At 66.7% G+C, this 26,854-nt stretch carries 29 protein-coding genes; 9 read left to right on the forward strand and 20 right to left on the reverse strand.

What is annotated here, in order from left to right; translation table 11 throughout:
- Nucleotides 1-92: 92 nt before the first annotated feature.
- Together V0Z78_RS10860 and V0Z78_RS10865 are read right to left on the reverse strand one after the other, a co-directional pair.
- A complete protein-coding gene (locus V0Z78_RS10860) occupies nucleotides 93-1,307 on the reverse strand; it encodes a hypothetical protein (protein ID WP_336344650.1) in 1,215 nt (404 codons plus the stop codon).
- A 3-nt stretch (nucleotides 1,308-1,310) separates the two neighbouring features.
- Nucleotides 1,311-1,982 carry a hypothetical protein gene (locus V0Z78_RS10865; protein ID WP_336344651.1) on the reverse strand — a complete coding sequence of 224 codons (672 nt, stop codon included), beginning with the start codon at nucleotides 1,980-1,982 and terminating at the stop codon, nucleotides 1,311-1,313.
- Nucleotides 1,983-2,281: 299 nt separating this feature from the next.
- Between V0Z78_RS10865 and V0Z78_RS10870 the strand changes: the two genes are divergently transcribed.
- Nucleotides 2,282-2,773 (forward strand): metal-dependent hydrolase, encoded by a 492-nt coding sequence (locus tag V0Z78_RS10870; RefSeq protein ID WP_336344652.1) that lies wholly within the window; start codon nucleotides 2,282-2,284, stop codon nucleotides 2,771-2,773.
- Here V0Z78_RS10870 and V0Z78_RS10875 read toward each other — a convergent pair.
- A complete protein-coding gene (locus V0Z78_RS10875; protein WP_336344653.1) occupies nucleotides 2,770-3,552 on the reverse strand; it encodes an HAD-IIA family hydrolase in 783 nt (260 codons plus the stop codon). The two genes, V0Z78_RS10870 and V0Z78_RS10875, sit on opposite strands and share 4 nt — an antisense overlap.
- A gap of 86 nt (nucleotides 3,553-3,638) precedes the next feature.
- Nucleotides 3,639-4,457 carry an aldo/keto reductase gene (locus V0Z78_RS10880; RefSeq protein WP_336344654.1) on the reverse strand — a complete coding sequence of 273 codons (819 nt, stop codon included), beginning with the start codon at nucleotides 4,455-4,457 and terminating at the stop codon, nucleotides 3,639-3,641.
- A gap of 133 nt (nucleotides 4,458-4,590) precedes the next feature.
- Here V0Z78_RS10880 and V0Z78_RS10885 point away from each other — a divergent pair, with 133 nt between their 5' ends.
- Nucleotides 4,591-4,989, forward strand: a complete 399-nt coding sequence (locus V0Z78_RS10885; protein WP_336344655.1) for a DUF7522 family protein — start codon at nucleotides 4,591-4,593, stop codon at nucleotides 4,987-4,989.
- Nucleotides 4,990-5,174: 185 nt separating this feature from the next.
- Nucleotides 5,175-5,663: a hypothetical protein gene (locus V0Z78_RS10890; RefSeq protein WP_336344656.1), complete on the forward strand. Its 489-nt coding sequence runs from the start codon at nucleotides 5,175-5,177 to the stop codon at nucleotides 5,661-5,663.
- 266 nt (nucleotides 5,664-5,929) lie between these two features.
- Here the strand turns inward: V0Z78_RS10890 and V0Z78_RS10895 are convergent, their stop codons facing one another.
- From V0Z78_RS10895 to V0Z78_RS10915, 5 genes are all read right to left on the reverse strand, one after another.
- A complete protein-coding gene (locus tag V0Z78_RS10895; protein WP_336344657.1) occupies nucleotides 5,930-7,447 on the reverse strand; it encodes a PH domain-containing protein in 1,518 nt (505 codons plus the stop codon).
- Nucleotides 7,444-7,905, reverse strand: a complete 462-nt coding sequence (locus tag V0Z78_RS10900) for a PH domain-containing protein (protein ID WP_336344658.1) — start codon at nucleotides 7,903-7,905, stop codon at nucleotides 7,444-7,446. The genes V0Z78_RS10895 and V0Z78_RS10900 overlap by 4 nt, the downstream gene beginning before the upstream one ends.
- Nucleotides 7,906-7,944: 39 nt before the next feature.
- Nucleotides 7,945-8,709: an MBL fold metallo-hydrolase gene (locus tag V0Z78_RS10905; RefSeq protein ID WP_336344659.1), complete on the reverse strand. Its 765-nt coding sequence runs from the start codon at nucleotides 8,707-8,709 to the stop codon at nucleotides 7,945-7,947.
- A gap of 269 nt (nucleotides 8,710-8,978) precedes the next feature.
- Nucleotides 8,979-9,212 (reverse strand): hypothetical protein, encoded by a 234-nt coding sequence (locus V0Z78_RS10910; protein WP_336344660.1) that lies wholly within the window; start codon nucleotides 9,210-9,212, stop codon nucleotides 8,979-8,981.
- A 77-nt stretch (nucleotides 9,213-9,289) separates the two neighbouring features.
- Nucleotides 9,290-9,577 carry a hypothetical protein gene (locus V0Z78_RS10915; RefSeq protein WP_336344661.1) on the reverse strand — a complete coding sequence of 96 codons (288 nt, stop codon included), beginning with the start codon at nucleotides 9,575-9,577 and terminating at the stop codon, nucleotides 9,290-9,292.
- Between the two features lie 242 nt (nucleotides 9,578-9,819).
- On the opposite strand from V0Z78_RS10915, the gene V0Z78_RS10920 reads away from it, so the two are divergent.
- The gene (locus V0Z78_RS10920) at nucleotides 9,820-11,274 is read left to right on the forward strand and encodes a TAXI family TRAP transporter solute-binding subunit (protein ID WP_336344662.1); all 1,455 of its coding nucleotides are present in this window, start codon (nucleotides 9,820-9,822) and stop codon (nucleotides 11,272-11,274) included.
- Nucleotides 11,275-11,354: 80 nt separating this feature from the next.
- On the opposite strand, the gene V0Z78_RS10925 is transcribed toward V0Z78_RS10920, so the two are convergent.
- Entirely contained in the window at nucleotides 11,355-12,332 is a 978-nt protein-coding gene (locus tag V0Z78_RS10925) for an aldo/keto reductase (RefSeq protein WP_336344663.1), read from the reverse strand.
- A gap of 130 nt (nucleotides 12,333-12,462) precedes the next feature.
- Here V0Z78_RS10925 and V0Z78_RS10930 point away from each other — a divergent pair, with 130 nt between their 5' ends.
- A complete protein-coding gene (locus V0Z78_RS10930) occupies nucleotides 12,463-12,708 on the forward strand; it encodes a hypothetical protein (RefSeq protein WP_336344664.1) in 246 nt (81 codons plus the stop codon).
- Here the strand turns inward: V0Z78_RS10930 and V0Z78_RS10935 are convergent.
- From V0Z78_RS10935 to ggt, 5 genes are all read right to left on the reverse strand, one after another.
- Nucleotides 12,705-13,169, reverse strand: coding sequence for a CopD family protein (locus V0Z78_RS10935; RefSeq protein WP_336344665.1), 465 nt, complete (start codon nucleotides 13,167-13,169; stop codon nucleotides 12,705-12,707). The two genes, V0Z78_RS10930 and V0Z78_RS10935, sit on opposite strands and share 4 nt — an antisense overlap.
- 82 nt (nucleotides 13,170-13,251) lie before the next feature.
- Complete coding sequence (locus V0Z78_RS10940) at nucleotides 13,252-15,954, reverse strand: TRAP transporter permease (protein ID WP_336344666.1); 2,703 nt, start codon at nucleotides 15,952-15,954, stop codon at nucleotides 13,252-13,254.
- Entirely contained in the window at nucleotides 15,944-16,408 is a 465-nt protein-coding gene (locus V0Z78_RS10945) for a DUF1850 domain-containing protein (protein WP_336344667.1), read from the reverse strand. Before V0Z78_RS10945 ends, V0Z78_RS10940 begins: the two co-directional genes overlap by 11 nt.
- A 99-nt stretch (nucleotides 16,409-16,507) precedes the next feature.
- Nucleotides 16,508-17,572 (reverse strand): TAXI family TRAP transporter solute-binding subunit, encoded by a 1,065-nt coding sequence (locus V0Z78_RS10950; RefSeq protein ID WP_336344668.1) that lies wholly within the window; start codon nucleotides 17,570-17,572, stop codon nucleotides 16,508-16,510.
- A 114-nt stretch (nucleotides 17,573-17,686) separates the two neighbouring features.
- Nucleotides 17,687-19,471 carry a gamma-glutamyltransferase gene (ggt, locus tag V0Z78_RS10955; RefSeq protein WP_336344669.1) on the reverse strand — a complete coding sequence of 595 codons (1,785 nt, stop codon included), beginning with the start codon at nucleotides 19,469-19,471 and terminating at the stop codon, nucleotides 17,687-17,689.
- 116 nt (nucleotides 19,472-19,587) lie between these two features.
- On the opposite strand from ggt, the gene V0Z78_RS10960 reads away from it, so the two are divergent.
- Nucleotides 19,588-19,956, forward strand: coding sequence for a hypothetical protein (locus V0Z78_RS10960; protein ID WP_336344670.1), 369 nt, complete (start codon nucleotides 19,588-19,590; stop codon nucleotides 19,954-19,956).
- Here V0Z78_RS10960 and V0Z78_RS10965 read toward each other — a convergent pair.
- Complete coding sequence (locus V0Z78_RS10965) at nucleotides 19,953-20,162, reverse strand: hypothetical protein (protein WP_336344671.1); 210 nt, start codon at nucleotides 20,160-20,162, stop codon at nucleotides 19,953-19,955. The genes V0Z78_RS10960 and V0Z78_RS10965 overlap by 4 nt on opposite strands.
- A 24-nt stretch (nucleotides 20,163-20,186) precedes the next feature.
- Nucleotides 20,187-20,414: a hypothetical protein gene (locus tag V0Z78_RS10970; RefSeq protein WP_336344672.1), complete on the reverse strand. Its 228-nt coding sequence runs from the start codon at nucleotides 20,412-20,414 to the stop codon at nucleotides 20,187-20,189.
- A 71-nt stretch (nucleotides 20,415-20,485) separates the two neighbouring features.
- On the opposite strand from V0Z78_RS10970, the gene V0Z78_RS10975 reads away from it, so the two are divergent.
- On the forward strand, nucleotides 20,486-21,037 hold the full coding sequence (locus V0Z78_RS10975) for a DUF6663 family protein (RefSeq protein WP_336344673.1): 552 nt from the start codon (nucleotides 20,486-20,488) through the stop codon (nucleotides 21,035-21,037).
- 143 nt (nucleotides 21,038-21,180) lie between these two features.
- On the opposite strand, the gene V0Z78_RS10980 is transcribed toward V0Z78_RS10975, so the two are convergent.
- On the reverse strand, nucleotides 21,181-21,624 hold the full coding sequence (locus V0Z78_RS10980; RefSeq protein ID WP_336344674.1) for an SPW repeat protein: 444 nt from the start codon (nucleotides 21,622-21,624) through the stop codon (nucleotides 21,181-21,183).
- A 212-nt stretch (nucleotides 21,625-21,836) separates the two neighbouring features.
- Here V0Z78_RS10980 and V0Z78_RS10985 point away from each other — a divergent pair, with 212 nt between their 5' ends.
- Nucleotides 21,837-22,286 carry a peroxiredoxin gene (locus tag V0Z78_RS10985; protein ID WP_336344675.1) on the forward strand — a complete coding sequence of 150 codons (450 nt, stop codon included), beginning with the start codon at nucleotides 21,837-21,839 and terminating at the stop codon, nucleotides 22,284-22,286.
- An 89-nt stretch (nucleotides 22,287-22,375) separates the two neighbouring features.
- Here V0Z78_RS10985 and V0Z78_RS10990 read toward each other — a convergent pair whose 3' ends face one another.
- Complete coding sequence (locus V0Z78_RS10990) at nucleotides 22,376-22,741, reverse strand: hypothetical protein (protein WP_336344676.1); 366 nt, start codon at nucleotides 22,739-22,741, stop codon at nucleotides 22,376-22,378.
- A 28-nt stretch (nucleotides 22,742-22,769) separates the two neighbouring features.
- Entirely contained in the window at nucleotides 22,770-25,082 is a 2,313-nt protein-coding gene (locus tag V0Z78_RS10995) for an ATP-dependent DNA helicase (protein WP_336344677.1), read from the reverse strand.
- Nucleotides 25,083-26,304: 1,222 nt separating this feature from the next.
- On the opposite strand from V0Z78_RS10995, the gene V0Z78_RS11000 reads away from it, so the two are divergent.
- Entirely contained in the window at nucleotides 26,305-26,781 is a 477-nt protein-coding gene (locus V0Z78_RS11000) for an NUDIX hydrolase (RefSeq protein WP_336344678.1), read from the forward strand.
- Nucleotides 26,782-26,854: the final 73 nt, after the last annotated feature.

The raw sequence follows: 26,854 nt of genomic DNA on the forward strand, positions 1-26,854 counted from the left end.
GGAGGGCCGAGGGTCGCGGGGATCGTTCGGTTCGAGTACTGGAAATCACGCCACCAGGTCGTTCGTTCCCCTCGAACGACGCGGAAACCGCACTACTGGAGCGACTCGATGCCGTGGAGGAGCCCCCGTCGGCGGTCCTCTCCGATGAGGGGTCTGCCGTCGTAGGGGTCGTCGAGGTCGACCGGCGCACCGACGTGCGACCGCTTCGCCTCGCCGGCGCCGTACTGGTTGTCCGAGAACTCCCAGTCGTGCCAGCCGCTGCCGACGTTGACCTGTCGGTACGGGACCGGCTCGTAGCTGGAGTTCGCGACGTTCTCGATCGTGCCGTCGCCGTCCGCGGAGTGGAGGAACCGGTTGTTCTCGGTGACGTACCCGTGGGCCGGGTAGCCCCGGAAGGCGATGGCCTGTGCCCACCGTCCGTTGATGTTGTGGGTGAAGGCGAACGTACACCGGCGCACGTCGATGCGGCCGCCGGCGGTCAGGTCGCCGCTGTAGCCGTTCTCCGAGAGACAGTGCATGTCGACCGCGTGCGAGAGGGTCGACGGGCCGAACACCGAGTCCTCGACGGTGAACCCGCAGTCCTCGTGGCCGAACCCACAGATCGCGTGGCGCGTCGCGTCGAAGTAGCAGTACTCGATCCGCGGGTGACCGCGGATGATGTCGACGACGTAGCCGGCCCCGGCCATCATGCAGTCGTGTCCGTAGACGTGGTGGATGTACGGCGAGTGCGAACTCGAGGCCGAGCCGACGTTGATCGCCTGGACCGGCCAGCCGTAGATCTCGCAGTTGTCGATCTCGACGTCGCCGGAGACGACGTTGATGCCGCGGGCGTAACGCGCCTGGCGCTTTCGTCGGCGTTCGGAGGCGCTGCCGCTGTCGAGCGGGATGTAGCCCGGGTAACGGGGGTCGTCGTAGTGGTCGTGGTAGGGGCCGCGGTAGCGCACGCCCGTCAGCCGGGAGCCGCCCGCCATCTGCATGACGCCGCGGCCGCTGCCGCCGTCCCACGCCTGGGAACTGCTCCCGTGGTCGGTCGTGTAGAGCAGCGCGCCGGGCAAGCCGTCGACGCCGCGCTCGGAGGCGACGGTCGCCCGAACGGTACCCGACCAGCCGCTCAGGTCGATCCGCTCGTGGCCGGGGATCCAGACGACGGTCCCTCGGCTCCCGATGTGGTCCAGCAGCTCCGAGCGGGAGGTGGCGACGACGTCGGCATCGGCGGCCGTTACGTCGCTTCGATGGCCCTCGCCGCCGCCGACCTCGGAGCCCCGGAGACACTCGAGGATGCGTTCGTTGGTGAAGTGGTCCTGCATGATTCAGAGGTGAGCGTCGGCGTTCGCGGCGACGTGCAGGTCGAAGAAGTAGTACCAGAACCGATTGTCGGAGAAGTCGCCGGGCTTGGACCCGCCGAGCAGCTCGAGACCGTCGCGGCTCTGGCTCTCCCACCCGCTCCACTCGCCGCGTCGGAGCGGGAAGCCGCCGTCGCGGGTCAGCAGGTACTCGCCGGGTTCGAGCGGCATGTCGAGGTCGATCTCGTTGAGCCCCGCGTCGACGTCGATCTCCCGCCGGTGAACGGGCTCGAAGGCGGCGTCGCCGTCGTACGTACCGACGACCGCGGTGAACGAGCCCGACTCGTCCGCGTCGACCGTTGCCTCGCCGAGGTGGATCGGCCGGTCGGTCCGGAAGTGGATCCCCCAGTGGCTCGCTCCGTGCTGTTCGCCGCGTGGCGCCGCACCGACGCGTCGTGCCGGGAACTCGAGCATGTCTGCAGCCGCGTTGAGGCGAGCGATCACCGCGTCGAGCGCCTCGCTGTCGACGTCGCCGCTAGTTCTGGCCTCCTGGCAGCAGCAGCAGCAGCAGTACCCTTCCTCCGCGCTCGCCGTCGACGTCGAGGCGGCGAGTCCCGTCGCACCGAGGGCGGTCATGAACGACCGCCGCGTCCAGTTGGCGTTCGGTTCCGCTTCGTCCGTTGTGTGTCCGTTGGTCATGTTTCCGCAACTGGCAAAAATAGAACTAATTATATAAGTCTAGGATTACATTTTAGTTCTCGGATTCGGTTACTGGCCGGTAAGCGGCGCGAGCTCATCAGAGGACCGCACGAAGCAGCACGTAGCCGATCGCCCCGAGGACGAACAGGACGACGGGGACGAGGAACGCACCCAGTAGGCCGACCGCCGACTCGACGAGCATGTATCTCCCTTCTGTAGCCACCATCCTAACGGTACGGATCCCGCCGAACCGACGACGGAGTGATACAGTGATATGGACCCGGTTCGAACGGAACGACATGTACAAGACGGGTCACATCGGCGCGGCGTTGCTGGTGTACTCGCCGGTCGGCCTCCTGTTGCTGCTCATGGGGCTGGACGAACTCGCGGTGCTGGGCGGCGTCGGCATGGTCGTGCTCGCGACGCTGCCCGACTGCGACCACCGGCTACCGCTCGTCTCGCATCGCGGCCCCACTCACTCGCTGACGTTCGCGGTGGCGCTCGGAGCGGCGCTCGGCGCGCTCGGGTTCGCCCTGGGCGGGTACGTGGTGGCCGTTTCCGCAGTCGCGATGGGTGCGTTCGCCTCCCTGATCGGCGTGCTCGCGGTGCTCTCGCATCTCGCCGCCGACTCGATCACGCCGATGGGGATCCGTCCGTTCTGGCCGTTCTCGCGGTGGCACTACTCGGCGAACGTCGTCCCCGCGAAGAGTCCGGTCGCGAACTATCTGCTGCTCGCGGTCGGTATCGTCTCGGTCACGGCGGCGCTGCTCCTCGCCGTCGAACTCGTCTAGAGCAGCCGGCCGATCTCGGCGATCGACTCCAGTACGTGGTCCGGCGTGATACCCGTGGCGTCGAGCGTCCGCTCGTCGGTGACGCCCGTGCGGACGAGCGCGGTCGTCATCCCGGCGCGTTCGCCCATGACGATGTCGGTGTCGAGGCGGTCACCGACGACGAGACACTCGGCGGCGTCGACCCCGAGCGTACGTTCGAGCGCCTCGACCGCCGTCGGCGCGGGCTTGCCCATGATGGCGTCGGGTTCGCGGCCAGTCACGCCCGAGACGGCGTTGATGATCGCGCCAGACCCCGGGACCTCCCGGTCCTCGGTGGGGATCGTCCGGTCGGGGTCGGTGCCGACGAACCGAACCCCGGGATCCGAGAGCGCCCACAGCGCGTTGGTCAGTTCGTCGTAGTCGAACCCGCGGTCGATCGAGGCCACGAGCACGTCCGCCCGGTCGTGATCGTCGGTCAACTCGAGTCCGGCCTCGCGGAGCTGCTCGCGCAGTCCGGTCTCGCCGATGACGTAGAGGGCGTCGTCCCCGCGTTCGCGTGCGAGGTGTTCGGCGGTGACCGTTCCGGCGGTGATCAGCTCCTTCGCGTCGAGCGAGAAGCCGTGGGAGGCCAGCCGATCGCGGTAGGCCTCGCGGGTGCGGATCGGGTTGTTCGAGACGAACGCGATCGCGAGCCCGGCCGATCGAAGCCGCTCGACCGCCTCGATCGCGCCGGGGATCGGTTCGCTGCCGCGGATCAACGTGCCGTCGACGTCGAGCACCACGCCCGAAAAGCCGCTCATAGGCCCGTGTCTCGGTGCGAGGAGTTATAGTGTGGGTTCGGAGCCCGAGGTGCGACTCGGATCCCCACGTGGTCGGCGACCGCGGCTCACTCGGCCGCCGGTCGCTCGTTCCAGGGGGCGTCGTCGGGATCGATCAGTCGTTCGCGCTCGTCGATCGCGTCGATCTTCTCGATCTCGCCCTCCGAGAGCTGATCGGCCAGCTCGAGCGCGCGGTAGTTCTCCGCTACGTGGTCGCCGCTGGCCTTCGGGATCGGGTGGACGCCCTTCCGGATCAGCCACGCGAGCGCGACCTGGGCGGCCGTCGCGCCGTGGTTGCCCGCGACGTCGTTGATCGCCGGAACGTCCCCGACGTCGCCCCGAGCGATCGGCGAGTAGGCGACGAGGTGGTGGCCCGCCTCCTCCGCGTACGCCCGGAGCTCCTCCTGGGCCAACAGTGGGTGGCACTCGACCTGGTGGGCGAAGATCGGCGTCCGGAGGATCTCGCTGGCCTCCTCCAGCTGGTCGACCCGGAAGTTGCTCAGTCCGACGTGTTCGACGGTGCCGTTCTCCACGAGGTCATCGAGCGCCTCGAGGGTCTCCTCGGGATCGTAGGTGTTCGTCGGCCAGTGGACGTAGAGCAGATCCAGCGTCTCGACGCCGAGCTTCTCGCAGCTCTCCTCGACGGAGCCGAGCACGTCCTCGTAGGCGAGGTTCTCCGTACCGACCTTCGTCGCGAGGAACACGTCGTCGCGGGGAACGTCGCTCTCCGCGATCGCGTCGCCGACGTACGCCTCGTTGTCGTAGACCTGCGCCGTGTCCACGTGTCGATAGCCGACGTCGAGCGCCCGCGTGACGTTCTCGACGCAGTCCTCGGGATCGTCGAGCTTGTACGTGCCGAACCCGATCTCGGGAAATGATCGCGACATGTCCCCGTCTGAGAGACCCACCGACAAATCGACTCCGGTATCGGTCATCGGCCGGCCGTCGTCCAGTCGACGATCGTTCGCTGACCGCTCGGCCGACCGAAGGGGTATTGATCTCGGATGATCAATAGTGTACATGGATGATCGCATCATTGACACCGAACTCGCGGACGAACTGATCAGCGTCTGTCGCACCGTCGTCGGCGACGAACTCCGGAGCATCACTTACTTCGACGAGGAGCGCGTCGAACAGCTCTACCGGCGGTCGGACCTCGACCGCACGGCCGACCTCGTCGGCTTCGCCGAACAGGAACGGGCAGGATTCAGATCTCAGTCGGCCTACCGGAACACCCAGTTGGGGGAGTATCAGGCCACCGTCAGGATGTTCGAACGCGGCTTCCTCACCCGGGTCATCGAGGGCGAGCACGGCGTCTGGGTGACGACCGACGACATCTCGATCGATCGCTTCGAGGAGCTCTCGACCGCGCTCAAGTCCGTTCTCGGCGACGTGGTGGACTCGATCGAAGCGGCCTGAGAGGGGCCGCCCCACCGTCCCGCGACTAGCCGAGCCCTTTCGGTCCGTCGTTCTCCCGTCATCCGTCCGAGACCCGATCTCGATCGAGCGCGAGCGCGAGCGCGAACGAACGGCGCCTCGAGGCGAACGCCAGTGCGTGCCGTCGCCGGGTAAAGGTTCTTCCGCGAAGCGTCCGACCCCTTGCCATGGTCGAACGCATCACCGCGGAACAGGTCCGAGCGTGGCTCGACGAGCAGGTCGTCAGCGACGTCCAGGAGGACACCGAGGGCGACGCGGAGTACAACCTCCAGATCGAGCTGTCGTTGCTCCCGCTTCACATCATCAAGGAGGAGCCGACGGGTCCGCTGCGGATCGTCGGGCGGACCGCGTTCGACACCGAACGGACCGCGACGCTCGTCGAGGATCCCGAGGCGCGACGGGATCTCCTCACGCGCATCGGGCCAGTGTTGGCCGCGACGCCGGGCTTCTACACCTTCCTCGACGAGGAGGGGAACCGATGCGAGTTCGACTCCGTCCACACGATCCAGCTCGAACACCGGATCTATCCGGAGGGCGTCAGCCGACAGAGCCTGATGGAGGGGGTGCTTGCCGTCGCGACGGCGATGCGCTACGTACAGAACATGATGGCGGTGCTGTTGACCCAGTCCGACGAGGGGAGCGAGGCGAACGGATGACCGTCGTGGCCGTGAAGCACGGCTCCAGCGTGTGAGGACCGACTCCACGAGGGAGAAAAGAGAGTCAGGTCGGGCGTCAGTTCCCAATCCGAACGCGAGCCACCCGCCGTCGGGATGCAGAGCCTTCCCGGTCATGAAGTGGCCACCAGCGCAGGCCCTCTGCAGAGCGGCCAGAGCAGGGAGCGAGCCGGCGGAGCTCGCGTCGAACGCCGAGTCCGGTGCGCCATTGGGGACTCTCGAGGCCGCCGCAGACTGGTTATAGGGCGCTACTCCCCGGGTTGCTCGAAGGAGGGAAGCGCGCGTTCGATCGCCCGCTCGCGGGCGGCGAGCCGTCTTCGCTCGGCGAGCGCGCCCTGCAGCCGAGCGGCGACCGTCTCGCGGAGGTCGCTCGCCTCGCGGGCGTCGAGGTCGAACGCGCGCGAACCGCCACCGACGAGGCCGCTCGACCCGGCCGTGTCGATCAGGACGCTCGCCAGGCGCCAGCGGCGCTGGAACACCGTCCGGCTCTCGATGACGTTCTGGATGCGGTAGTAGGGAACCACCCGGGTGGTCCGGTTCCAGAACCCGCTGCGGGTGGCGACGTACCCCTCGCCGACGTGATAGCCCCGGGACTTCCACTTGTAGTGGGCGGCGACCGGCGCGAGCGGAACGCCGAGCAACACCACGTACCAGTACATCTCCATGCCCAGTGCGAGCGTCACCGCGTAGACGACGCCCGCGAGCACCCCGAGGGCGATCAGGTAGCGAAACGCGTAGCGCCTGCGAGCGCGTCTCGGCGGGCGGGTCATCTCGAGCCCCTCGAAGGGCTCGATCTCCCGGGCGATCCGCCAGGTCGTCTCCCGGTCGGCGATCGGGACCGCCGACTCGGAGCCGACGCCGCCGCCCTGTCCGGGGGCGTAGCCCGCGGTCTCGACTACCAGCGAGGAGTAGTCGAAGACGCGTTTGAGGAGGTTCTCGCGGAACGCGAGCAGCTGGACCTTATCGAGCGGGATCGAGCCGTCGTAGCGCTGGAGCAGGCCACGCTCGTAGCGCAACTCCTCGCCTGATCGGGTCAGCCGGAAGCCGTAGGTGTTGATCACGGCGTTGGCCCCACTGAGGATCGCCGAGCCGATCACGACGAGCACGATCACCGCCGCGACCACCAACAGCGGGTCGACCGGCAGATCGGTGATGATCTCCACGAGCACGGGCGGGGCGACGACCGACAGCAGCACCGAGACGAACGAGACCAGCCGAAGGTCGAACGAGGCGATCGCGAGCACCGCGAGGTCCTCGGGCGTGATCTCGTAGAGGAGGCGCTCGGACTCCTCGTGAGTCGCCGTCTCGCCCTCGCTCTCCTCGCGGCGCTTTCGCCTGCGGAGCTCGTTCTGGAGGCGTTTGGCCTCCTCGTAGCCGACGTACCGGAGGACGGCCTCGGTCTCGCCGCCGCCGGCGGTCTCGATGCTGAGCTGGGCGATGCCGAGCGCGCGCTGGGCGACGTTCCGCGAGATGTCGACGTTCTGAACGCGCCAGTAGGGGATCTCCCGATTTCGCCGCGAGATCACGCCCGAACGGATGTCGAAGGTGTCGGGGGTGGTCTCGTAGGCGAAGCGTCTGTAGTAGGCGAGCTGCCAACCCCCGACGGCGACGACGCCGAGGACGATCGCCAGGAACCAGAGGACCGGCGTGAGGTCGCCGACGACGGGCCCGGAGGCGACCGCGAGGAAGATCAGCAGGGGGACGTAGCCCAGCCCGGACTGGACGATCCGGTAGGGCACCGAGAGCGGGTGGAGGGCCTGGCTCATACGGCGTCGTCACCCTCGGCGGCGGTCGCGAGCGCCTTCAGTCGGCGCTGGAGGTCGTCGGCGCCGTCGGGCGTGAGACCGGGGACCGTCACGTCCGCGCCGCGCGAGCCGGCGGTGTAGACGACGGTGCTCGCGAGCCCCGTGAGCCGCTCGAGTGGGCTTCGCCGCGAGTCGACGTGTTGGATCCGGACGAACGGAACCACCGTCTTCACGCGCGTGAGCACGCCGCGTTCGAGATAGAGCTCGTCGTCGCGGATCTCGTAGCGCCATACCCGGTATCGAAGCAGGCTATGGACGCCGGTCAGCGAGAACAGCCCGAGGAAGACCGCTGCGGGGAGCCACGTCCCGATCCCGAGGAGGAACCGGTCGGCGGCGGCGACGATCGCCGCGAGAACGGCCGAGGTGAGCACGGCCTGGAACAGCCAGACGATCCGAATCCGGGAGTGGAGCGAGCGCATTGGGCCCCGTTGGACCTCGATCGAAATGAACGGCCGGGATTACGGTCGCGCGGTAGCGACGTCGGGATCGAGCACCTCGACGCGGAGCCCGCGCGAGCGGACGTCCTCGGCGAACGCCTCCTCGTCGGCCTCGAGCGCCTCGAACGTGTCGTAGTGGACCGGGACGACCAGCTCCGCGCCGAGGCGCTCGGCGAGGTCGGCGGTGGCGTCGGGCGACATCGTGTAGGCGTCGTCGATCGGCGCGAGGAAGACGTCGGCGGTCAGCCCCTCGTACTCGGGGACGACGTCGCTGTCGCCGGGGTAGAACACGGTGGTCCCGTCGATCCCGAGCCGGTAGCCTACGCCCTCGCCCTCGGGATGGTAGGGGGTTCCGTCCTCGCGCGTGTGGCCGTCGGCCGTGTTGTAGGCGCTGATCGCCTCGACGGCGATCCCGTCGACCTCGAAGGAGTCGCCGATCCCGATCCGGCGGACGTCGTACTCCAACTCCTCGACCGGCCGCGAGTCGCGATCGATCTCCGCCGCGTCGATCCCCTCGAACACGCCGACGACGGCGTCGGGCGCGGCGACGCGTTCGATCCCGTCGGGGTCGTAGTGGTCGTCGTGGGTTACGAGCACGAGATCGCCGTCTCGCGCGTCGTAGGCGTCGAGAACGCCGTATCGTCCGGGGTCGACGTAGACGACGCGCTCTCGCGGTGCGTCACCGCTCGTTTCCGAGGTGCGATGCACCTCGCTCTCCCCGTCGGTGATCCGCGAGGTCGCGTAGCCCAGCCAGTCGATCGTGAGGTTCTCGTGGGTGACAGCCATGACCGACGATACGTCGAGGAGGACGAAAAAGCCACCAGAACCGAGACCCAGCGATGAACGATCGGCTGCGATACGAAACGAGGAATCCAGGAACCCACAGCGACGCACACGTCGGGGTCTCGGATCGCTCCGCACGTCTATCGCCCCACGACTGTGAGGCAGGTCGCATCGAATCCGATCCCGAGGTCGGCATGGGTGGCTCCGAACCCACTCGATCGAGGATCGAAGAGGGTGAACACGGCCGCATCCGGGCTCAGCGTTTCGAGGCGTTACCCGTCCGTCTCGTTCTCCCCGTCCGTGGTGTTGCCGGCCTCGTCGTCCCGGTCGGTCGTGTCGGGGTCGTCACCCTCGGCTTCGTCGTGGTCCTCCGGATCGTCTACCCCGCCGTTCCCGTCCTCGCCCTCTCCGTCGCTACACCCCGCGAGCCCGACGGTGCCCGCGGTCGTCGCACCGGCGAGCAGGAGAAAGCGTCGTCGGTCCGTCGTCGAGTGGTCTCGGTGCACGCCCGCCGGTTCCGACGCCAGCTACTTACGTCCTGTTCGTTCCGGCCGCTGATCGCGAAACCGGCGGTGCGAACGCGCTACGAAGGGTCGTTCTCGTCGGTACGGACGTCGTTGGCTCCGCAGGCCGGACACGCGAGTTTGCCCTTCGTCTCGGTGACGGCCTCGGTCCGTGAGAACGTCGCGCCACAAGAGCCACACCACGCGTTCTCCTGGCGGACGAGCGTGGTGTGCTGTGCGGGGATCCCTCGAACGACGGAGCAGCCACAGGCCGGACACGCCAGCGCGTTCTCCGTCTCCGTGGTGGCTTCCTCCCGCGGGAAGGTCGCTCCACAGTCGGTGCAGCGTGCGTTGATGGGGTTCGGCATTACCGTGATATGGGATGACACGACCATAGATCATCCGGTGGTTCGACCGAGGAGGGTGGAACGCGGTTCGAAGGCGTCACTCGGGCCCCCGAGAGACGAACCGCCCGAACGAGCGTGAGCGTTCACGACGCCGACTCGAAGTTCCGGATCGATCAGCTACTAACGATCAGTTTAATAATAATATTATGTATTATGCCGGAGGGAAGAGACCCTTTTTCCACCGTCGCGGCGATAGTGACCGCATGGACGACGAACGAAGTCATGGAGGGAGGGTACGCTCCGATCGGCGGGCGGTTCTGCGGACGCTCGGCGCGGCGGGTCTGGCGGGTCTCGCCGGCTGTACCGACAGCATTCCGGGAGGCGAGTCGGGAGAATCGGGATCGAGGAGTCAGAACCTCATCTGGGCGACCACGGCGACGGCGGAGACGTACTACGAACTCAGCCAGGAGTTCGAGGAACTGATCGAGGAGGGGACCGACTACTCGTTGGACCTCCGGACGGTCGACGGCGAGACCGACGAGGCCGCCAGCGTCGACCTCCTCCGGAGTCTCGACGGCGCCGACCTCGACTTCGCGACGGTGCGAAACGACCTCGCGTACTTCGGCCGGACGGGAACGGGTCTCGAGGCGTTCGAGGAAGAGCCAGCGGAGAACCTCCGCGGGGTCGCGACGCTCTATCCGGAGGGGATCCACGTCCTCACGCGGGCGGACGCCGGCATCGAGTCGCTCGAGGACCTCGAGGGCAGGACGATCGACACCGGCGCCGTCGACTCCGCGACGCGAGTCAACGCGCTCCGGATCCTCGAGAACGTCGGCCTCTCGGAGGGCGACTTCAGCGAACGAAACGAGGGGTTCACGCGGACTGCCCGACCGAACGGCGTCGTTCGAGGGGACGCCGCTCGAGGCATCGGGTTCGCACAGACGGACGGCGATCCCCTCGCCGACGTCGACGCGGCGTTCGTCATCGGCGACTGGCCGATCGAGGCGGTCGAGGAACGCCTGGTGGCTGGCGACGTCAACCTCCTGAGTCTCGACGAGGAGTCTCGCGGCGCCATCACCGACGGGACCGAGTGGCTCACGCCGGACGTCATCCCGGCCGACGCCTACGACGGCCTCGAGGAGGACGTCGACGTCGTCTCCGTCCGGGCGATGATCGCCACCCATCAGGGGACCGACGACGAGGTCGTCGGAAACGTCACGACGACGATCTTCGAGAACGCCGATCGGATCGAGACCAAGGGGAGCTTCATCTCGAGCGAGACGGCGATGGAGGGCATGTCGCTGGAGATGGACGCCGCCGCAGAACGCTCCCTCCAGGAGACCGACGGCGAGGCCGAGGAGGCGAACGAGACCGGAGACGGGTCGGAGGGCTCCGGGGACGCCGAGGACGGCAACGAGAGCACCGGAGACGCCGGTGACGGCGGAACCGAGAGCGGTGGGGACGGCGGCACCGACGACGGAAGCGAGGACGGAACTGACGGGACCGACGGAACCGAATCGGGAGAAACCGACGATACGGGAAGTGGAGGAACCGATGGCGATGCGGGAGGTGGCGACGCCGAGGACTCCGGAGATTCGGACGACTCGGGGAACGGTGATGGAGCCGACGCCGGTGACACCGGGACGGAGGAGACGGACGCCGCCTCCGATGGAGGGGGAGAGGACGCTGAGGCCACCGGCGGGAACGAAAGCGCCTGAGGTAGCGGAGAGGTCGAAGGCCCGTTCGGCTCGGGGCGCTTCGACCCGTGGAGCCGGCCCGGCGGCGCTCGACGGACGGATCAGGTGTGGCCCGACACCCGAACCGGCTCGTACGGCTCCTCCAGGTAGTCGAGGTCGCTCTCAGACAGCGAGATCTCGAGCGCCTCGACGGCCTGTTCGAGGTGTTCGACGCTCGTCGTGCCGACGATCGGAGCGTCGACGGCGTCCTGGTGGAGCAGCCACGCGAGCGCGATCTGGGCCATCGTGACGCCCCGTTCCTCGGCGAGTTCCTCGACGCGGGCGTTGACCTCGCGGCCGCCGCCCTCGCGATAGGGGTGGCGGTACATGTGCTCCTCCGACTCCCCGCGGCTCGTGGCGTCGATCTCCTCGGCCGGCCGGGCGAGGTAGCCACGCGCGAGCGGGCTCCACGGCATCACGCCGACCCCCTCCTTCGCACAGAGCGGCAGCATCTCTCGCTCCTCCTCGCGGTAAACGAGGTTGTAGTGGTTCTGCATCGTGACGAACCGATCCAGGCCCATCGAGTCGCTGGTGTGGAGCGCCTCGGCGAACTGGTGGGCCCACATCGACGAGCCGCCGAGATATCGGACCTGGTTTCGGCGAACGGCGTCGTCGAGCGCCCGTAGCGTCTCCTCGACTGGCGTCTCGTCGTCCCAGCGATGCGTCTGGTAGAGATCGATCGTCTCCCTTCCGAGTCGATCGAGGCTGTTCTCGAGCTCCTGTTCAACGGCCTTGCGCGAGAGCCCGCGCGCGTTGGGATTGTCGTCGTCCATCGGGTTGTAGACCTTCGTGGCGACGACGCTCCAGTCCGGATCGTAGCCCTCGAGGGCGTTCCCAAGGATGCGTTCGCTCTCGCCCCGGGAGTACATGTTCGCGGTGTCGAAGAAGTTGATTCCCAGGTCAATCGCGCGCTCGATGATCTCCCGGCTCTCCTCCTCCTCCAGCACCCACTCGCGCCAGTCGGGATCGCCGAAGCTCATACAGCCCAGACAGATTCGGCTGACGCGCATACCCGTCGAGCCGAGGGTCGTGTACTCCATGGCCCGACTGTGTCGGGTGTGGACAAAAGGCTACGGCTCCCGGAAACGCCGACAGCCCGCTTCTCCGGCGTCGGTTCGACGGGATCGTGGCCCGCGTAAGGTTGACGTGGACCCGGAGCGAAGGCGGACCATGGACACGCTTCGATTCCTGAAGACCGCCGGACTGGTCGTTCTCGGCCTGGTCGCGCTGGTGATCCTCAGCGCGCTGGCGAGCGTCGTGCTGTCGCTCCTAAGCGCAGTCGTCACGATCGCGGTCGTTGCCGGAATCGTCTACCTCGCCTACAGGCTCCATCGTTCGTTCGACGGCGGCGAGGAGTTCGACGCCGGGGAGATCGACGAGACGATCGGCGAGTTCGAACGAGAGTTCGAGCGCTAGAAGGGAATCGCCGAGGGAACCGACAACAGGGCGGCGACGGCGAACAGCAGGACGCCGACGGCCGATCCCGCGAGGAAGTACGGACGCGCCTCGCGAGCCGGGGCGCGCACCTTTCGCTCCGCGAGACCCGTCGAAAGTCGTTTCGCGCCGATCTCGACGAGCGCCGCGAGGACGAACCACAGGCCGACCATCGCGAGCACCAGCCATCCCTGCCCGGTTCCGAACAGCGAGCCGGCGGTGTAGCGCGTACCCGCGAGGTGGCCGCCGCTCACGAACAACAGCAGCACGCTCGTCCGCGAGATCCACGTCAGCCGGGCTGTGACGGTCTCGAGTGGTGCGGCGTCGAACGCTCCCTCGCGGGCGACCGGAAGGATTGCGACCGTGAGGAAGATCACGCTCCCGACCCAGAGGCCGGCGAACCCGAGGTGGAGGCCGTTCATGAGTGCGTCGATGATGGACACGACCGGAGTTCGGCCGAGGGGATCTCAGTGGTTTCGATCCGCGGTGGAGGAGGCCGGATCGGCGGAGAAGGCCGGCGGCGAGTTACGGCGACTCGGCGGTCGCGCCCGGCGCGGGCTGTTCGTCCGTCCCGACGCCGCCGCGGTTGCGAAGCATCAGCGCCAACAGCAGGACGACGCCGACGCCCCGCAGCGCGAAGTCGAGGGTCGGCGTGTTGAGGACCAACCAGACGCCCATCGCGCGGCCGAGCCCCTGTACCGTCAGCAACAGCAGCCCCGGTGCCATCATCGCGATCGAACTCAGCGCGAACAGCCCACGGTCGAGATCGGAGACCTCCTCGGTGTAGTAGCCGATGATCGCGATGCCGAGCGCGTAGACCCCGGCGAACATGCCGACGATGGGGATCGCGACCTGGGGGACGAAGAAGCCGAGGTCCAGGACGTCGGCGAGACCGATCACCGAGGTCTCGCCGCCCTCGCCGGTGCGCAAGAGCAGGATACCTGGTGAGAGGACGAACGCGAATGGGACGAGGATCTTGTTGAGCGAGAGCGTGAACGCGATCACGCCCGTCGAGAACTCGTCGGCCTTGGCGACGCCGGCGGCGGCGTAGGCCGCGACCGCGACCGGCGGCGTGACGTCGGCCATCAACCCGAAGTAGAGGATGAACAGGTGCGCCGCGAGGATGGCGACGCCGAAGTCCTCGAGGGCGGGTCCGAGCATCGAGACGAGGATCACGTACATGACGGTCGTCGGCATTCCCATCCCCAGAATGATCGCCGAGAGTCCCGCCAGCAGCATCAGGACGAGCAGCGACCCGCCGCTGACCGAGATGATCAGCGCGTTCAGGTTCGGTCCCAGCCCAGTCGCACCGATGACGCCGGGGATCACGCCCGCGGCCGCGACCGCGATGACGACGGTCGTCGCGGTGCGCGCACCCGAGTCGAGCGACTGGAGGATGAACGTGACGAACCGACCCGGCTGGGAGGTCGCGAACCCCTGACGGCCCAGCGAGTCGTCGATCCGTTCGGCCTTCTCGTCGACCGAGGGGTCGAGATCGAGCAGTTCCGAGCGCATGGCCGGGCGTGCGAGGATGACTACCAGACTCACGAGAATGATGATCACGCCCAGATCGCCGACGGCGGCCCGCAGCGCGCCGGTGATCCCGACGGCGGCGCCGGTGGTTCCGGTGACGACCTGGTGGAGGCCGCCGCCGAGCGCGGCGTACGCGGCGGTCTGTGCGCCGAAGAGCGCCAGGATCGATCCGAGCAGCGGGATGCGGGTTCGGTCGTCGTACGCAGAGAGCAGCGCGACGAGCGCGACGATCACGATGATGGTGTACCAGCCGGCACGCGCGATCGAGAGGCGCGCCCCGATGATGAAGTACAGCAGTAATGCCAGCGGCAGGATGTAGAACCACCCTCCCTTCAGGTGCCCTCCGAGGTCGACCAGTTCCGAGCGGTCGATCCCGCCGATACCCTGGCGGACGGCCTCGAAGTGGACCATCACCCACATGCCGAAGAAGAAGGCGATGGCGGGCAGCGTCGCGGCGATGATGACCTCCGCGTACGGCGTACCGGTGAACTCGATGATCAGGAAGGCGGCAGCACCCATCACCGGGGGGAGGACCTGCCCGCCCGAGGACGCCGAGGACTCGACGGCGCCGGCGAACTCGGGGGAGTAGCCCGAACGCTTCATCAACGGGATCGTGAACGCGCCGGTCGTGACGGTGTTCGCGACCGACGAGCCGCTGAGCATGCCCATGAATCCGCTGGCGACGGTACTCGCCTTCGCGGGACCGCCCTGGCGAGTGCCGGTCAACCCGTAGGCGAGGTCGATGAACCACTTGCCCGCCCCGCTCATCTCCAGGAACGCGCCGAAGAGGATGAAGATGTAGATGAAGCGAACGCTCACGATGACCGGGATGCCGAAGATCCCCTCGGTGGTGAACCAGAGATAGCGCACGATCGTCTCCCAGGCGACCCCACCGATCGAGAGCGTCCCGATCAGCGGTGCGTCGCCGGGGATCAAGTAACCCCAGCGCGCGTAGACGATGAACGCCCCGACCAGCGACATGAGGAAGAACCCGAGCGCCCGCCGGGTCGCCTCGAGGACGAGCAGGATTCCGAGGACGCCGACGATGAACATGTAGGAGGTCTGGTCGAGCGGGATCCCCAGCGCGGAGACCGCCGAGACGGGCGCCTCGAGGATCGGGTACACCTCGTCGATCGAGCGACCGATCCCGAGACCCCGCACGCGCGCCTGGCGGATCTCGTCGAACGACCGGACCATGTAGAGCGGCGAGAGCAGCGCCAGGAGGATGAGCGCGTAGTCGACGGGGGTGATGCGGTCGCGGTCGGGATCCGCAGCGGCCCAGCGGACCGCCCCGCGAACCCGTCGCAGCCCGTTCGTGACCCCGTGACTCTCGCCGAATCGGTCGCGAGCGGCGGGGAAGACGCGCGACAGGCCGCGAAAGACGAACCCGTCCCTGGAGCTCACCGGAAACATCAGGAACGCGAGCACGAGCGCGAACGCGACGTGAACCGAGTTGATCTGGAGCTGCTGGAGCGCGGCGATATCGAACCGGATCCCCGTGAACGGGATCGCGAGGTAGAACGTAAAGCCGCGGGCCGCGATCCAGACCTGGAAGATCGAGAAGACGATGCCGATGGCCGCGACGACGATCGCCCCCCATCCGCGGAGCGACCGCTTTCGTTCGATCTCCTGGAGGATCTCGTCGGGGTTCTCCCCCTCGATGTCCTCGTCGGCTGGAGCGGTATCAGTTGACATCGTCCATCACTCGTGTCTCGCGTTCGGTGACGTAGATGGAGACCGGCTCCCCACCCGACCGCTCGACGAGGTCGTAGTGCACCTCGTCGATCACGAGTCGGTGACCGGCCCGATCGCCCGGCGACACCGTGAGTCGGTCGTACGTTCGATCCAGTTCGTAGACGTAGCCCTCGCCGTCGGCCGCCCGTTCGACCGGGGCGTCCGAGGGCAGGCCCGCGCCGTAGGAGTTGAATTCCATGTGAGTCATTCGGAGAGTCGTCCCGTCGACGGTGTAGACGTCCGCGACGGGCGTTTTCTCGACGCTGTGCGTGTACTCGAGCCGAACCGTGGTGTCATCAGTGACGGGTTCGCTAAGCAGTACCTTACCGTCATCGCTCGCCACGACGAGCACCCGCTCCGTCGTGGGGACGGTCGCGACGGCGGTGATCGAGAGGACGAGCACGAGAGCCAGCACTACCAGCGGGCGAACTGTCGATCTCGATGGAATGGGGTTCACGCTCGTCCTGAAGGAACGCGGGGAGTCGGAGCGGTCTACCGTGTCATTGGCTCGTGATCACTGCTCCGTCTCGTTCTCGCTCTCGTTCCCGCTGCTCTCGTTTCCGGAGCCCTGTTCGTCGAAGTACGCCGCGGCGGCGGGGTGCATCTCGAACGACATGCCGTCGAGGGCGGTGTCGGCCGAGATGAAGTCCGCCTTGGTGCTGATCGAGTCGGTGTTGTCGAAGATCGCGGCGGTGACGTCCTCGACGAGGGCGTCGTCGACGGCCTCGTGAGTGGCGATCATCGCCTGGACCGAGACCGTGTCGACGTCCTCCTCGATGCCGTCGTAGGTGCCGGCCGGGATCGTGTCCTCGGCGAACCACTCGGCGCCCTCGAGGATCGTCTGACGGTCCTCCTGCTCGATGTTGAGGATGTCGATCTCCGCGGTGGTCGCGAGCTCCTCGACCGCGCCGACGGGCCAGCCGCCGACGATGAACGCCGCGTCGATGTCGCCGTCCTGGAGCTGGTCGCCGGCCTGCGAGAAGCCGGTGTTCTGCTCCTCGAAGTCGTCCTGCGAGAGGCCGACGCTGTCGAGGATCTGGAGGGCGTTGACCTGGGTACCCGACCCGAGGTCGCCGGTGTTGACCGTCGTACCCTCGAGGTCCTCGAGCGACTCGATGCCCGCGTCGGGGCGAGTGATGATGTGAATCGTCTCCGGATAGAGCGTCGCGACCCCGCGGAGGGTCTCCACCGGATTGCCCTCGAACTCATCGAGGCCGGTGCCGTTGAACGCGAAGTAACCGACGTCGTTCTGGATCAGCGCGAAGTCAGCCTCCTCGTTCTCGAGGTTCCCCACGTTCTCGACGCTCGCACCCGTCGAGCGGACCTGTAACACGTGGGGCGTGTTCTCCTCGACGATCGTCTTGAACTCGCCCGAGAGCGGGTAGTAGGTCCCGCCGGTGCCGCCGGCGTCCCAAACGACGTTCTGGCCGCCCTCCTCGGGTTCCTGATCGCCCCCGCTCTCGTTGTCGCCACCCTCGGGCTCCTCGCCGACACAGCCGGCGAGGCCGAACGCCCCGGCGATGCCGACCGCTTTCAGTACTCTGCGTCGATCGTAACCGTCCGTGACGTCATTCGCCATATCCACCTATTCGAATCTGACGAAACATATATGTATCGGGAGATATCCGTTTCGTTCGGCTCGGCCGCAGAAGAACTGAACGTCTAAGAAATAAGTTATGAAACGGCTGTGGTTTCAGTCGGCGGTCTCGTCGATCCCGACCGCCATCCCCTCGCGGACCTGATCGGCTGCGCCCTCGTAGACGTCGTTGGCGCGGAGCATGTTGACGTTGCCGATCGGCACGTTCTCGACCCACTCGTTGCCGAGGTCGGCCGCCTCATCGCGCGCGTCCTCCGGGATCCCCTCCTCCCAGCGGGTGATCTCCGGCGACTCGGGCGCGTAGATGCTCGGCTCGTCGATCGCCTCGATCAGTTCGAGGCCGTACTCGACGTGGTGGAGGATCGCCTGGACGACCGACGTGATGATCGTCGGTCCGCCGGGCGAGCCCACCGTGAGGAACGGTTCGTCCCCCTCGGCCACGATCGTGGGGCTCATGCTCGAGAGCGGCCGCTTGTTCGGCTGGACCTGGTTCGCGCCGCCGGGTTCGGCGTCGAAGTCGGTGAGCTCGTTGTTGAGCATGATGCCGTAGTCGGGGACCATCACTCCGGAGCCGAACGGCTGTTCGATCGTCGTGGTGTAGGAGACGAGGTTGCCCTCGCCGTCGGCGACCGTGAAGTGGGTCGTCTGGCCGACTGCGCGCTCGGTCGGTCGGCTCGCCGACGGCGCCTCGCCGCGCTGGTAGGGCCACGGGTTGCCCGGCTGAGGGTCCTCGTTGAGCGCGTCGGGACTGATGAGTTCGCGTCGCCCCGCGACGTACGACGGATCGAGCAGCCCCTCGCTGGGCACCTCGACGAACTCCGGATCGCCCATGTACTCGCCGCGGTCGGCGTACGCGAGTCGCATCGCCTCGGCGAGCAGGTGGTACTTCGTACCCTCGCGCACGTCGTAGTTCTCGCCCAACTCGAACGGCTCGAGGAGGTTGAGGATCTGGATCACCGTCAGCCCCCCGGAGCTCGGCGGCGACATCGAGTAGACGTCGTAGCCCCGGTAGCTCCCCTGGACCGGTTCGTCGAGGGTCGCCTCGTACCGGGCGAGGTCGTCGACGGTCATGCTGCCGCCGGCGTCCTGGACGGTCTCGGCGATCGCGTCGGCGATCTCGCCCTCGTAGAACTCGCGGATCCCCCGATCGCGCAGCAGTTCGAGGGTGCGTGCGAGATCCGGCTGGACGAGCGAGTCGCCCTCCTCGAGCAGTTCGCCGCCCGGCACGAACACCTCGCGTGCGGCGTCGTTGAGCTTCCACTCCCTCTCGACGAGCTGTTCGGCGAGATAGCTGCTGACCGGAACGCCATCGGCCGCGAGGTCGATCGCGGGATCGATCAGCTCCTCGATGGGCATCGATCCGTAGCAGGCGGCCGCCCGTCGGAGACCGCTCGCCGTGCCGGGGACGCCGACCGCGTCGCCGTGGGTGTGGCGCTCGTCGAACGGGATCGGCTCGCCGCCGTCGAGGAACATGTCGGGGGTAGCGCCAGCCGGCGCGCGCTCGCGGCTGTTGACGACGTCTACCTCGTTGGTCGCGTTGTCGTAGTAGAGCATGAACCCGCCGCCGCCGATGCCCGACGTGTGTGGCTGGGCGACGTTGAGCGCGAACTGTACCGCGATCGCGGCGTCGACGGCGTTGCCGCCCTCCCTGAGGACGCGCGCGCCGACCTCGCTCGCCTCGGGGCTGACCGAGACGACCATCCCGTCGGCGCCGGTCGCCACCACGCCACAGTCGACGCCCTCCTGCGAACAGAGGTCACCGTCCTGCTGTGCGATTGCTGGCACCGACGACAGCGAAAGCGCCGTCCCCGCAGCCGCCCCGGCGAGGAACGTACGTCGGCTCAGGCTCGATCTTCGTTCCTGATTGGTATTGTCAGACATGCACAAATGGATCCGTTCGTTTAGATGTTATCAGTATCTGTTTAATTCTTAGAATAGCATATCGGAAAAAGTCCGTCGGCCGGCAAACTGAAGCCCGTCGGCGCCCTCCAGCCGGCATGAGCGACGAGCCGTCGTTCCGGATCCCCGCCCGCCCCGAACGCGAGTACCGGGAGGGCGGGGTCGAGCGCACGAGGGGATCGGTGTTCACCCTCACGCCCGACGACGGCGCCGTCGAGGACCGGGTCGAACGCGCCCTCGCCGACGAGCGCTACACCGTCGGCGACTGGTTCGACCTGCCCGCACCCGTGTATCTGGTACGCGACGCCGAGCGCAACGGCGTCTTTCGCGTCGTTCGACACGACGACCGGGTCGACGTCCACGTCATGGCGACCACCGATTCGGGCGTGTTGCGTGCCTTCTACGACCGTCTCGGCGCCGTCGGCGACGTCTCGTGGTCGGTCGAGTGCGAGACGAACGACGACTAGCGCGACCGGCGCGGGTCGTCAGAGGGGCCGAGCAGGATCCGGTAGACGAGATAGCCCAGCAGCGCGGCGAGGGCCACCAGCGCGAGCGTCTCGACGAGGAGGACGACCGAATAGAACAGTCGCGTGAGCACGCGAACGGCGACGAACCCGCCGAGGATCAGTATCGCGAAGGCCAGTCCGCCGAGGGCGGCACCGAGGCGTTCCATACGTACGCCGACGTCCTCGGGACGTTAACCCCCGTCGAGATCCGACTCCATCGGCCGAACGCCCGTCACCGCCAGCAGGGCGGCCAGGAACAGCCAGACGAGCAGGGCGAGCGTGAACAGCCCGACCGGCGCGGAGAGCAGCGTCGCGGTCCGCTCGCCGAGGAACAGCCGCGTCGTGCCCCGAACGACGAACGTCGCGAGGACGAGACCGAACGAGAGCAGGCCGAGCCGGACGAACGTCGACTGCTTCACGGTGGGCTCTCGCGTCCGAGCGAGCCTCCGTCTTTCGGTCCGCTTATCCCGCGGAACGCGCTACTTCGACCATGAACCCGACGACGAGCGGGCGGTTCCGCGTCCTGGGGGACCCCCACGGGGAGTGGCTGCTCGTCGACCGCGAGACGACCGATCCGATCGCCGTCTCCGGCGGCGAGGGGCTCGAACCCGGCTACCTGATCGAGGCGACCGTCGAGTGGGACGACGGCGATGCGACCCTCGCCGAGTGGAAGGCGGTCGCCGAGACGCGGATCCACTTCGTCGGAAGCGTGACGAACCTCTTCGAAGTCGCCCGCGACCTCTGTGAGGACGCCCGACTGCAGGGCGAGGCGGTCCTCGGGAAGACCACCCGAAGCACCGACAACGAACCCAACGGCGCGGTCTACGTCTTCGCCGAGCAGTCCGGTGCGCGCGACCTTTGGGAGGAGTTCCGGACGGGCGCGATGCCGCTCGAACCGCTCGTCGAACGGCTCTCCGATCACTCGCCAGAGCCGTACGAGATATTCGTCCTCGATCCGGTCGACGAGCCGTTCGTCGTCGTCTACCTGGTCCCGGATCCCGACTCGATGCTCGCGGAGACGGTACGCGACACCTACCTCTGAGGATCGGACCGCAACGATATCGGAAAAGCCTAGATCAACGACTATTCATCGGTCTGACGTGTATCGGATCCGTTCCGATACACGACGGAGAAGCGGACTCCACAACCGCATGTCGAAAGACGGTTAGATCCCGCAAAGCACGCTCATGATGCGCTAAGAGGCGGCTCAGGCATGTCGGCTTCGTCGTTGGCGTAGGCGCTGTAGGCCGAGAGGACCGCGATGATCAGACCGGAGATAACGGTGCTCCTCGCGAGTTCGGTGCTTCCCATCTCGATGACATAGGGTGAGATGAGCGCCCAGAGTCCGAGCAGGGCGGCCAGCGATGCGATGCTACTCCTCCCCAACTGATCCTTCGACAGTCGGTAGAAGTTGTATCCGCCGAGCAGGAAGATCGCTGTCCCGACGAGCCTGTCGTTCCAGATCGCCGTCTCGGTGGCTTCGAAGATGAACGGCGAGGCGACGAGGTACAGCCCAACCAGCGCGACGATGGCGCTCAACCACTGCATTACGTCCGTGTCAAGGGTGTCCTGACTTTGGTCGGTTTCGGCAGCCTGGTTCGTCTGGTTGGACGTTGGCGTGTTGCTCACGATGGATACTGGCCGCGTTCGGCGAAAGTGCCGTGCTTGCAGTTGCCGGACATCTCGGGTATTGGCTGTCTCTGCTCACGGTTCGGTTCGCTTCCTCTTCGTACCGGTCTGCTGAATCCATCCTCCGTGTTCAGCACGTCATTTTCGTCGGATTGCGATGGTTCCGGCAGGGTCATCGAAACGGGTTTGACCCGCGAGCCGTTGTCTCCGGCATGCTCGACGTCGGAGCCGACGCCCCCGCGTTCGAACTCGCAAACCAGAACGGCGAGGCCGTCTCCCTCGACGAGTTCGAGGGACGCGTCGTCGTCTACTTCTACCCGCGGGCGGACACGCCCGGCTGTACGACCGAGGCCCGCGGGTTTCGCGACGCCTGGGACGCCTTCGAGGAGCGCGACGTCGCCGTTCTGGGCATCAGCGACGATTCCGTCGAGGACCTCGCCGACTTCGCCTCGGAGTACGACCTCCCGTTCGAACTGCTGAGCGACCCCGACGGCGAGGTCGCAGCCGCGTACGACTCCTACGGCGAGAAGACCATCGGCGGGAACACCTTCGACGGCACCTTTCGAAACACCTACGTCGTCGAGGACGGCAGGATCGCGGCGGCCTACGAGGGCGTCTCGCCCGAAGGCCACGCCGAGGAGATCCTCGCCGACCTCGAGTAGCGATCGGAGCGCTCCGCGTCGCGGCCCGACTCCCGGTCGATGGTATAGCGGCTCGCGGTGTACGGGCGGGCCGTGATCGACGCTCGCGATCAGACGCGTGGCTCCTCGAGCGTGTCTAGTACCTGCTCGGAGAACTCGACCTCCGAGAGCTCGCCCTCCTCGAGCGCGCGGAGCCACCCCTCCTCCATCCGCCACCGTCCCCGCCGGTGGTCCTCCTCGACGTCGATCACCGTCGCCTCGATGGTCGTCGGCTCCCAGCCCTCGTCGATGACGTCGCGGAACGTGTTTATCACCTGTCCGATCTGCTGGTGGGGGACGCCCTCGCCGGGCGAGATCGTTCGGTACTCGATCTCGAGGCGGTCGTCTCCCTGGTCGGCCGCCTCGAAGTAGACGCCCTGGCTCATGAGTCGGTTGCTGACCCGCTCGAGGACGGGGTCGTCGGGTTCGAAGGCCATGCCCGGGAGTTGGGACGGCTGCGTATAGTCAGTGGCGGTCCCAGAACCGATCGAGACCTAGCGAGAGCATGTCCGAACTCACCGGCCGGAACTCCTCGCGCTCGTTCTCGGGGAGGTGTTCGCGGACCCCGTCCCACGATTCGCGGGCGTAGCGCGCGTCGAGCAACACGCGGACGCCGACCTCCTCGGGCCCGCGGATCACGCGACCGATCGCCTGGCGGGCCTTGCGCACCGCGGGAACGGTGAGCGCGTACTCGAACCCGTCGCCGAACTCACGGTCGTAGGCCGTCCGAACCGCGCGCGTGCGCGGACTCGCGGTGTTGATGATCGGCACGCCACAGACGACGGCCGCCGAGAGGCGGTCGCCGCTGTAGTCGACGCCCTCGGTCAGCGTGCCCCGGAGGCTCGTCACCAGCACCTTCCCCTCGCCCGCGAAGAACTCGCGTTTGAGCGCCTCGGTCGCGTCGTCGCCCGAGGACTCGTCGAGCAGAACCGGCTTCGCGACCCGTTCGCGGAGGTGAGCGGCGGCCCACTCCGCCTCGGCGTAGTTGGGCATTCCGACGAGGACGTTCCCCGGGCTCTCGGCGACGTCGCGCAGCAGGTCGCCGTAGAGCTGACGAGTCCGGGTCTCCTCGCCCGGCGCGCCGCGGTTCTCGTAGGTGAACTTCGGCGCGTCGACCGCGAAGCTCGCACGGTTCGTCTCGGGGAAGGCGAGCGGATAGGTCCGCTCGACGACCGGCCTGCCGCTCTCCGCGAGCCGGTCGAGCCCCGTCACCTCCCGGAGGACGTCGAGCGGTTCGAGCGTCGCGCTCATCAGCACGCCGCCGCCGAACGCCGCGAGCCGTTCGGCGATCGCGTCGCCCGGCACGCAGTTGTGCAGCGCGAGCCGCGCCGAGTAGGCCCGCCGCCAGGAGTCCTCGGGCTCGGTCTCGTTCCACGTCCGTTCGAGCTCGATCTCCCGGAAGTAGCGCTCGTGATCCACCCGGTACCACGAACCCAGCAGCCGTCCGACCGACGAGGTCGCTCGGGAGCGATCCTCGTCCTCCGCCTCGTCGAGGATCCGCTCGACGACCGCCCCGACCGATCGGGCGCGGACCCACGTCCCGCCGTCGTAGCCGGCCTCGGCGGCCCACTCGGAGACGGCGTCGGGCTCCGGCGATTCGGGGTCGCGAAGCGGGATCTCCTCGTCCGGTAGCGACGTGGGGTCGGCCCGCCAACCCGGCTGCTCGCGGTCGAGGTGGCTCTCGACTCGTCGGTCGAGTTCCTCTCGCAGATCGCCGACGAACCGCCGGAGCTCCTTGCACTCCTCGAGGGTGACGTCGCTCTCCTCGAGTTCGCCGCGAACGAGGGCGGCGTCGTCCGTATCCCCGTCGAGCTCGACCGCCTGGATCACCCGCGCGAGCTCGCTCTCGGCGTTTCGCAGCGTCTCGTCTCCGACGCCGTCGCTGACCAGATCGCGAACGCGCGGCTCGAGCATGTGTGCCTCGTCGCAGATCACGAACGTCGAGTCGTCGAGCACCGCACCGGTGAACGACTCGGTCGTCGTCGGGTCGAACGCGTGGTAGTAGTTGCCGATGACGACCTCGACCTCGGGGACGAGCGCGCCCATCGTCGAGTGGGGGCAGGTCCCGTGGGAGACGGCGAGCGAGACCAGGTCCTCGCTCGTGAGCAGCCCCTCCTCGGTGAGGTCGAACGGGACGGCCTCGATCGCGTCCCCGTCCTCGGGCAGATCGTCGAGGTACTGGGCGTAGAACGGACAGAACTCGACGTCTCCGTGCTCCGGCATCGACGGGGGGTAGGGTGCGGGCTCGCCCGCGGTCTCGAGATAGCGCGCGGCCGTGGCTCCGCTGTCGGCCAGCCCGGTCTGCTGGCCCCGCGCCTCTGCGGTCAGCGCGCTCGCGCTCGTCGACCCGCCATCACCGACCAGCGAGCGCGTCCGGTCCCGAAGCGACTCGCAGCGATCGTAGACGTTCGCGCCGTCGATTCCTGCTGCACCCTCGCGGCTGTACGGACAGACGTCCGCCTTTCCCACCAGCGTGAGTCCCGAGACGGGGTGCCAGTCGTCGGGCAGGCCGGCGTTGATCGTCCGGAGGTCGGTCTCGAACTGGCGGAGCTGTTGTTTGACGCTCGTGAGGACCATCACCCGTTCGAACCCGCTGTCGGGGTCGCGCACTCGGTCGATTCCGGCGGCCAGCGCGAGCATCGTCTTCCCCGTGCCGCAGGCTCCCTCGATGACGGCGAACCCCCCCTCCTCGGCGGTCTCGATCGCGGTCTTGACGCCGTCCACCTGGCTCTCGTACGGATCGTCGTGTCCGAAGATCGTCCGCCAGGTGGAGTCCATGGATCTCCCTCGCAGCGTCCGACGCATAGGCCTGTCGGAGGATGGACCACGTTCGTACTTCAACTCGAAGTCCGGGTCTCCCGTAGTGACGGCGTCAAACTCGACGTCCGTCGTCGGAGTGGACGCCTATACACCGAACGTCGGGATACCAACCGATCGACTCGATCGAGTGCGGTCCGTTCGACCCCCACACGATTCGGACGGCGGATCGAGAGGGAGACGGTATCGATACGTCCTCTGTCTACGGACCCAAGAATGAGTTGGTGATATATTAGGGCGCAATCATATTTAATGTGTTATAAATTAATAAAGAAAGTTTATGCACATAGATGGCTATCTATCGTTATGGATGATCGAACGCCCAACTACCGATACCCGGACGGAAGCTGTCGTCAGTGTGGAGAGCCGTTACGTCTACGGCCGTGTCTCAACTGTGGTGGATAGACGGAAACGAGACGTCGTTCTCGGTTTCGGATCGCGCCGCAGCGGTCGTCCCCGGATCTCGTATCCAGACGAGAGGTAGAAACACAGACGAGGTCCGTTCGAATGTTCGTTTCGATGCGCGTGTAGGTGCTGTGAGTCCGGTTGCCGTCGAAGTCGCGCCCCGGAGGGCGACTGTCGGATCCGGGCCGGATCGATCGGACGCCTGTGGACGGTCTGCGGTCTCGAACGGGAGTTCGAGAGAACTCCGTTCCAGGTGAAAGGGACAACACTGGATCAGTCTAGACGGAAAGCGGAGGAAGAACCACTCAGGCGTTTTGCTCTACTTACGCTTCGAGTCGATTCGTCCCTTCATTCGTGCTATTATATAGTACTGTAACAGTAAAGTAGTAGTACGAACCCCCCAAGACGAGGAGTTAAAGAGAGGTTGAGTTCGTCGCCATCTCGGAATACGTCTGATTTATAAACCGATCCAAGATCGATCTTCTATTCCGAAGCGAATCCTCCAGCCCCGCGGTAACACCACATTTCGAAGGACATCTCCTGTAGACGTCCTCTCCTCCCTGATTCGTCTCTTAGCGGAATTCAACGCCGTTCTCAAACTCCCGTTACTACGCCTAACTCGCCGGATCACTCGAGACCTCACTGGTCCGCGATGGCGATTGTGGTCGAATGCTCGCGGAGAAACGGGCTAATGAGGCCGATGAGAACGTCATATACCTCCTCTCCGTGCTGTATACGTACCAAATATTTATGATTAATGTATGCAAAACAACGGCTAATGCATGAGATGGAACAGGTCGAATCGGCTTTAACGGACGAGGAACGCGCTGATTACGGTGCCCATTCGTATGTCCGACGGGGGACGAAAGCACTCGTATCAACGCCTGAACGGGTTCTTCTCGTCAAGGAACAGCACGCAAATGGGTTTCCGTTCTGGACGCTTCCCGGCGGTGGTGTGGACCCGGATGAATCGTTGGTCGAGTGCCTCACCCGAGAACTGTTCGAGGAACTGTGGTGTCGCGCTCTCATCGGTGAACCAGTAGCAACCATCTGGTATGCGCATTCGAGCTCTCAACGCACACTCTCGGCCTACACCGTTTTCGAGTGTTCACTCGTATCTACACCACGACCGAACGGCGACGAAGGCATTCATGAGTACAAGTGGATGTCGCCGTCGAACCTTCCGTCATCCACCCTTCCGCAAGTCCGCCAACTCATTCGAAACCACGACTTGGGCGGCGCCCCCTCGCTGTAGCGTGAACCGTTCGTCACTCGAGAACGCCACTCGGACGAACCTGTTATCGAGTCGTGTGGATCGTACTCCCGGC

Origin of the sequence: Halalkalicoccus sp. CG83, assembly GCF_037081715.1 — an archaeon.
Taxonomy (GTDB): domain Archaea; phylum Halobacteriota; class Halobacteria; order Halobacteriales; family Halalkalicoccaceae; genus Halalkalicoccus; species Halalkalicoccus ordinarius.